The organism is Bacillus cereus group sp. MYBK195-1 (assembly GCF_051916605.1).
Taxonomy (GTDB): domain Bacteria; phylum Bacillota; class Bacilli; order Bacillales; family Bacillaceae_G; genus Bacillus_A; species Bacillus_A cereus.
The window spans coordinates 199,910-207,941 of the sequence record NZ_JBQAGZ010000004.1 but is presented as its reverse complement, the minus strand read 5'-3'; the positions used below and the strand labels follow the sequence as shown (position 1 = coordinate 207,941).

Sequence of the window (8,032 nt, the reverse complement as noted above, 5' to 3'; positions counted from 1 at the left end):
CCCCTAAATAGTTTCCGTCGGAAAAGGCACAAAAATTATAAATATGATTTGTACAATTAATTAGTCGCTATGATTGTGTTTTGCCTCCAGGCTTTAATTATCGATGAATTCATATTCACCTAGTAACTCATCAAGCTCTTCTAGTGACATTTTATTGTAACCATAATCGGAAGCTGTTTTTTCTGATTCCGTTTGATTAATACAATGATTGATTATCATTTCAAGGTTCTCTTTATACTTTAGGTTAAAATCAGCGATTAAAAATTCAGAATATTCCCCTTCATTGAAGGTAGTGTTTATTATTAATGTATCCTCTACAATTATTGAATTAATTTCTATAGAAGCATCTCTTGCATTTTCGCCACCTATACTTTCGCCAGGTGATAGCCATGATGCAGAAAATTCTTCATCGGTCGCTTTTTTACTCATTTCTCCCAAATAATTAAATAATATAGGTGCCGTTTCATCATTTAACAAATCTTGATCCTTTTTTAGGTATTTTAAAACCCCATATCCTATTCCGTTATTAGGAATTTTTCTTAAAGTCTCTTTTACCAATTTTATACTCATAGAAATTTCTTTTTCTTTACCTAAATCAAAATATACAGGGTATATTGTAGTAAACCAACCAATAGTCCTACTAACATCTATGTTTTCAATGACTTCTTCTCTTCCATGACCTTCCATGAGAATTTTCAGCCTGTTTTCTCCTGTTAAATCTCTTACCGTTACTAACAAAGCCGCTAAAAGGATATCATTTATTTGAGTATTATATGTTTTGTTTGTTTCTCCCAATAACTTTTGAGTGTTCTCCTTATTTAGTGAAATGGTTAAGGTCTTGCTATTTTTATAATCGGTCACATCTATTTCTTCATTTTTTGCTAAAAAATCTACTTTCATTTTAGATATGTCTGCCCAATATTTTTTTTCTTTTAGAAGTTTATTACCTACCGCATAATCCATTAACTTTTCTGAAAACTCCTTAAATGAATCCGTTTTAAAACCTATATCAAGTTTTTCATTGAGATATGCTTGTTTGTATAACATTTCGAAATCTTCGAATAATATTCGCCATGATACTCCATCTATTACAAGATGATGGATAGTAATAAGCAAATGATCACCCTCATTTGTTCTAAAAATGCAAAGTTTTAACATTTTACCGTCAGTAATCGAAATTTCTTTTTGTATATTTGTTGCTAGTTGACCCACTATCTCCTGTTGATTATCTTGATTCTTAATATCATGGACATATAAATCAAAGAAATCCCCATTTAAATCACGATTATATTGAATAATTTCACCATTTTCCTCTTTATAAATCATTCGTAAAGCATCGTGTTTTTCACAAATTTTACGAAACACCTTTTCTACAATCTGTTCTTCAAATCCATTTTTTCTATACAGCATAAATGATTGATTATAGTGATTTAGCTCTTTATTATTTAATGCTTCGTTTAATACAAAATGTCTTTTCTGTATTGGCATTAAAGGAACATTTCCCTGAATTATTTCATAGTTTTTCTTTACTCTCGATTCATTTTTTACATACTTACTAAGATTTTTAATTTTCGGGTTTTCAAATAAATCTTTAATTTTGAGTTTAAGATTCACTTTCGATAGTTTAGAAACTATTTGTAACGCTTTTATAGAATCTCCACCAACCTCAAAAAAACTATCGTTAATTCCAATTTCTTTAATACCCAAGACATCCTGCCAAGCTGATACAAGATGTTCTTCCACTTCATTTCGAGGCGCTTCATAATCTGTTCCCTTAGAAAGGTCCCCCTCTTGTACAAGAGGCAATGCTTTTCTATCTATTTTTCCATTCGGTGTAAGAGGCATTTTATCTAATTGAATAAAAAATGAAGGAATCATATAATCTGGTAAATAATTTGACAAGTAGTCTCTTAATTCACTTGTAGTTAGCTCCTCTTTAGCTATTATGTATGCACATAAATAGGTAAAACCAGCATTATCTTTCCGATCAATTACTACCGCCTGATTTATATTTTGATTACCTAATAGTTTAGCTTCAATTTCTCCTATTTCTACCCTAAACCCTCGAACCTTTACTTGATTGTCTATTCTTCCTAAAAACTCAATATTTCCATCTGAAAGCCATCTTACCAAATCTCCTGTTTTATACATTTTTTCACCAGGTATAAAGCCATTTGAAACAAACCTTTCATGAGTAAGATCTGGCTTGTTTAAGTATCCTTTTGCAAGACCTTTTCCACCAATGTACAATTCACCATACACCCCTATAGGTTGTGGTTCTAATAAAGCGTTTAAAACATAATATTTTGTGTTATTTAACGGCTTTCCTATAGGAGTATTTACCATTTGTGGTATATAATCGTACTCTTCTTCATAATAGCTAGAATCAATAGTTGCTTCTGTAACTCCATAGCTATTAATTACTCTCATATTCTCCCCATATCTTTTAACCAAATTTTTGTACTCATGTATAGGACAGCTATCAGAACCTAATATTAATAATCGTAATGTCGTGAGATCAATATTATTTTCATATACATAATTCATAAAAGGTATAATAAGACTTGGAGTGGATTCAAAAATATTAATCTTATACTTCTTAATTGTCTTATATAATAAATCCAGTTCTAGCTTGATATGACTCGGTACTATATACATTGTCCCGCCATTTAATAAACTTCTACATAAGTCCCCTGCAAATACATCAAACGACATACTAGCCATTTGTAATAAATTTACTTCATACTTTGACAATTCATAGTGATCTCTCCAAGTGTAATGGGCATTAACCAAATTTTTATGCTCTACTAACACACCTTTAGGGTTTCCAGTTGTTCCTGATGTATATATGATATACACTAAATCATCTGGTGAATTGATATGATTCAAATTATCTTCATCGATATCATATATATCTATATGATTTATATTTACTACTTCACCGTAGGAACCATTTTTATCCGTTAGATGTTCTTGGGTAATAATAATGTCCGCATTACTATCCTCAAGCATAAATTCTATTCTCTCTGTAGGGTATTCTGGATCTATCGGCAGATATGCTCCTCCAGCTTTTAGAACCCCCAATATTCCTACAATCATTTCTACTGATCTATCCACCATTATTGCAACTATACTATTTTGTACAACACCTTTTTCTCTCAAAGTTCTAGCTAGTTTATTTGCTTTTTTATTCAATTCTTCATAGGTCAACTGCTTTTCTTCGAACACTACAGCTATATGATTTGGTGTTTTTTTAACCTGCTCTTCAAAAAGTTCGTGTATAGTACCTACTGGATATTCAACAGCAGTATTATTATACTTGTTTAATATCATTTCTCTTTCTTCTTGTGAAAGCAAATTTATTTCACTTAATTTTTGTTCAGGATTATTAACAATTTCTTTTAAGATATTAACTACATGATTTCCAATTCTTTGTATAGTTTCTTTTTTAAATAATTTTGTGCAATACTCTAAAATAAATTCTATATGATCTGTATTTTCAATTGCCGATAAACTTAAATCAAACTTTGCCGCTTTAAAATCAATGTCATACGGTTCGATTTTTAAGCCTTTTATATTCAACTCTAGATTATCTAAATTTTGAATAGAAAACATCGTATCAAACAATGCGTTTCTACTAATATCCCTTTTTAAGGCTAGCTTTTCAACTAACTCATCAAATTGATAATCTTGATTTTCATAAGCATTTAAGGTGTTTTCTTTTACTTTCTTCAAATAATCAATGAATCTACTGTCTGCTTTAGGACGATTTCTCATCACAAGAGTATTAACAAACATACCAATAGTATTTTTCAAATCATCATGTTGTCTTCCTGCAGTTGGCGAGCCAACTATAATGTCTTCTTGTCCCGTATATTTCGAAAGTAGCGTTGTATATGCTGCTAAAAGAAGCATATACATAGTAACTCCATTTTCCCTTGCAAACATTTTAAGCTTGTTTGTTAGTTCAGAATCTATTTCAAAACTTAATCTATCTCCCTCGCTACTTTGTATTTGTGGTCTTGGAAAGTCAGTTGGCATATTCAGAACTGGTATCTCATCCTCAAATACTTTAAGCCAATATTCCTCCTGTTTCTTTATATTATCACCGTTACAAAACTTTTCTTTCCATTCTGAATAGTCTTTATATTGAATTTCTAATGGCGCTAATTTTTTTTCTCCAAATATATCTGTTAACTCTTTCATCAAAATGCTCATTGATACTCCGTCTGAAATAATATGATGCATATCAAGCATCATGATATGCACATCCTGACTAACTTGTACGATTTCTACCCTTAGAAGAGGAGCTACCTCTAGATTAAAGGGTCTTATGAATCGCGCCACTCGTTCTGATACGTTCTCTTTCCCTAATTCACTATATTCAATTTTAAAATCTATTTCTTTTTCTATCTTTTGAACTGGTTCTCCATCAATCATTACAAAAGAAGTTCTTAATGCTTCATGTCTATCAATTAATGCTTTAAAGGCTTTTTCAAAAGTGTCCAATTGAAAGCGCCCCTTCATTTGTATAACAACTGGTAGATTGTAAGTAATTCCACTATCCTCTATTTGATTTAAAATATATAGCCTTTTTTGAGCCGATGAAAGATTATAAAATTGCTTTTCCTCAGCTTTCTTTATTTTTGAGTAAGTACTCGTTTCTTTCCCTTTTATATATTCGCCAATGCCTTTGATAGTAGGAAAATTAAATATTTGTTTTAATGGTATTTCAACATTTAATTCTTTGTGTATCTTTGATACCAATGAAAAAGCTTTTAGTGAATGTCCTCCAGCTTCAAAGAAGTTATGATTTATTCCAATTTTCTCTATACCCAAAACGTCCTTCCACACTAAAGCCAACTTCTCTTCTACTAGATTTCGAGGTGCTTCATAATGATTTTCTATAAATTTATTGAAATCTGGTTCCGGTAATGCTTTCACATCCAATTTTCCATTAAGTGTAATCGGCAATTTTTCCATCTCTATGAAATGCAAAGGAATCATGTAACCAGGAAGCTCTTTGGCAAGCAACTCTCTCACTTTATCTAAGTTCAGTTCTTCATTCAAATCATTAACTGTAATAAATGCGCAAAGATATCTGTTTCCATCTATCCCCTCTTTATCAATTACTTTAGCTTCTTTTATGTTCGATTGTCTTAATAAGTGATATTCAATTTCTTCCAGTTCAATTCTAAAACCGTGAATTTTTACCTGATTATCTATTCTACCTAAAAATTCAATATTTCCATCAGGTAGCCATCTTACTAAATCTCCAGTCCGATACACTCGTTCTCCTAAACTAAAAGCATTAGACTTGAATTTTTCTTCAGTTAATTCTTTTTTATTTTTGTATCCTCGCGCTACACCTTCTCCACCTATATATAATTCACCAGGTATTCCTATCGGCAGTAATTGAGCATTATTATCCAAAACATACAATTTATAATTGCTTAGTGGTTTACCTATAGGTACACTCATTCCCATACAATCATTGGAACTGACCTTATAATATGTTGCACAAACAGTTGTTTCTGTAGGACCATATGAATTATAAACATCGGCAATCTCAATAATATTTTTTATATATTCATACTTTAAAACATCTCCACCACTAATAAATTTCATATTTTTATTAAGTATTAAATGCTTATTTTTATCAATTTCATTGAGTAACAGTGGTGAACAGCTTACTAAAGTCACATTATATTTTTCAATATTTTTAACTAGCTCATCTATGTTCAGATCACCAATTTTTTTACTAATGATTAATTTCCCTGAATTAGCCAAAATAGGAAATGTTTCTTCCGTAAAAGCATCAAATGAAAATGAAACTACTTGTAATATAGAATCTTCTTCATTTAAAGTAATTTGTTTTGAAAATGCATAAATATAGTTAATGACGTTACGATGTGTAGTCATAACCCCTTTAGGCTTTCCACTAGAACCTGACGTATATATTAAATAAGCTAAATCAGATGAATGATTTAAATTTTCTAGGTTGTCCTTATTTAAAGAACTAATTTCTTCATCATTAAATAAAATACCTGGAACTGTTCTTACTTTGAATTGTAAGTGCTCCTGAGTAACAACTAATTTTGCTTCACTATCTTTTAGCATATATTCAATTCTTTCTTCAGGATACTCAGGGTCAATTGGTAAATATGCTGCTCCAGCTTTTAAAATCGCCAATATGCCAATTATCATTTCTGGGGATTTATCCGCCATAATTCCTATTACAGTATCCGGCTTTGCACCATTTTTTCTAAGCAACCTTGCCAGTCGATTTGCTTTTTCATTTAGTTGTTTATATGTTAATTGTTCCTCTTCAAATATAACTGCAATATGATTTGGTGTTTTTAGAACCTGCTCTTCAAATACATGGTTTAAGGTCTTATTTTTAGGAAATTCGGCCATAGTATCATTAAATTTGTGTAATATGATTTCCGTTTCTTCTTCTGAAAGTAAATTTATTTCTCCTAATTTAAGCCCCGGATTATTGGTAATTTCCTTTATTACATTTACTAAATGACCTGCAAGTCTTTTGATTGTTTCTTTTTTAAATAATTTTGTGCAATATTGCAAATCAAATTTCAAATGATCTGTATATTCTATCGCCGTAAGACTTAAATCAAATTTCGCCACATTAAAATCAATATCGCAAACCTCAGTGGTTACTCCATTTATATTAAACTCAAAATTATTTTGAGTTTGTATATCAAACATCGTATCAAACAATGCGCTTCTACTTGTTTCTTTTCTTAAATTTAGTTTCTCTACTAATGTATCAAATTGATATTCTTGATTCTCATAAGCATTTAATGTGTTTTCTTTTACTTGTTTTAAATAATCAATGAATTTAGTATCTGCTTTTGGATAACTTCTCATTGCAAGGGTATTGACAAACATGCCAATTGTATTTTTTAAATCATCATGTGTTCTTCCCGCAATTGGTGAACCAACTATTATGTCCTCTTGCCTTGTATATTTAGAAAGAAGCGTTTTATATACTGCTAAAAGAAGCATATACATAGTAACTCCATTTTCCCTTGCAAGAAATTTAAGTTTCTTTGTTAGTTCAGAATCTATTTCAAAACCAAGCCTATCTCCCTCACTACTTTGTATTTGTGGTCTTGGAAAATCAGTTGGCATATTCAGAACTGGAATGTCACCCTCAAATACCTTGAGCCAATATTCCTCCTGCTGCTTTATGTTATCTCCTTTATAGTATTCTTTTTGCCATTCCGAATAGTCTTTATACTGAACTTTTAATGGTGCTAATTCTTTTTCTCTAACTAAATCAGCTAACTCCTTCATTAAAATGCCCATTGATACTCCATCTGAAATAATATGATGCATATCAAGCATCATGATATGCTCATTCTGATTAACACGTAAAATCTCTACCCTTAGAAGCGGCGCTATCTCTAAATCAAAAGGTCTTATAAATCGTGCCACTCGTTCTGATACGCTATCTTCTCCTAATTCACTATATTCAATTTTAAAATCTATTTCTTTTTCTATCTTTTGAACTGGTTCTCCATCAATCATTACAAAGGATGTTCTTAATGCTTCATGTCTATCAATTAGTACCTTAAAAGCATTCTCAAAAACTTGCATTTGAAAATCGCCCACGATTTTGATAACTAAAGGAATATTATATGTCGTACCTTTAGATTCCAAATTATTTAAAATAAGCATCCTTTTTTGTGCCATTGATAAGGTATAACAATTATTTTCTGATTGTTTCGCTTTTGGAATTTCATTCTTTTTTTCTATATCTTCATTTTTTAAAGCTATAATAATTTTTTCTTTATATAACTTTATTTTCCCCTTTAATTCAGCTGTTATTAGTTCACGAGGTCCAATAATTTTTATCTTCCCTTGATTCTGATATAAGAAAATGTTTGATTTTTTCAAATCATTTATAAACCCTTTAATATCCATAACTAGAATCATTCCCTTCGCGGTGCCCATTCAATTTCTCACACTATTAGTAAATAACTAAAACAACTATCAAATTTCATATACA

At 30.6% G+C, this 8,032-nt stretch carries 1 protein-coding gene; it reads right to left on the bottom strand.

The window, feature by feature from the left end:
* Positions 1 to 93 precede the first annotated feature (93 nt).
* Positions 94 to 7,947 carry a non-ribosomal peptide synthetase gene (locus ACTFRY_RS19485; protein ID WP_141541514.1) on the bottom strand — a complete coding sequence of 2,618 codons (7,854 nt, stop codon included), beginning with the start codon at positions 7,945 to 7,947 and terminating at the stop codon, positions 94 to 96.
* Positions 7,948 to 8,032: the final 85 nt, after the last annotated feature.

Excerpts from the sequence above, each read along its gene's own strand:
- ACTFRY_RS19485 (WP_141541514.1), bottom strand. The coding sequence starts at position 7,947 with ATGGATATTAAAGGGTTTATAAATGATTTGAAAAAATCAAACATTTTC.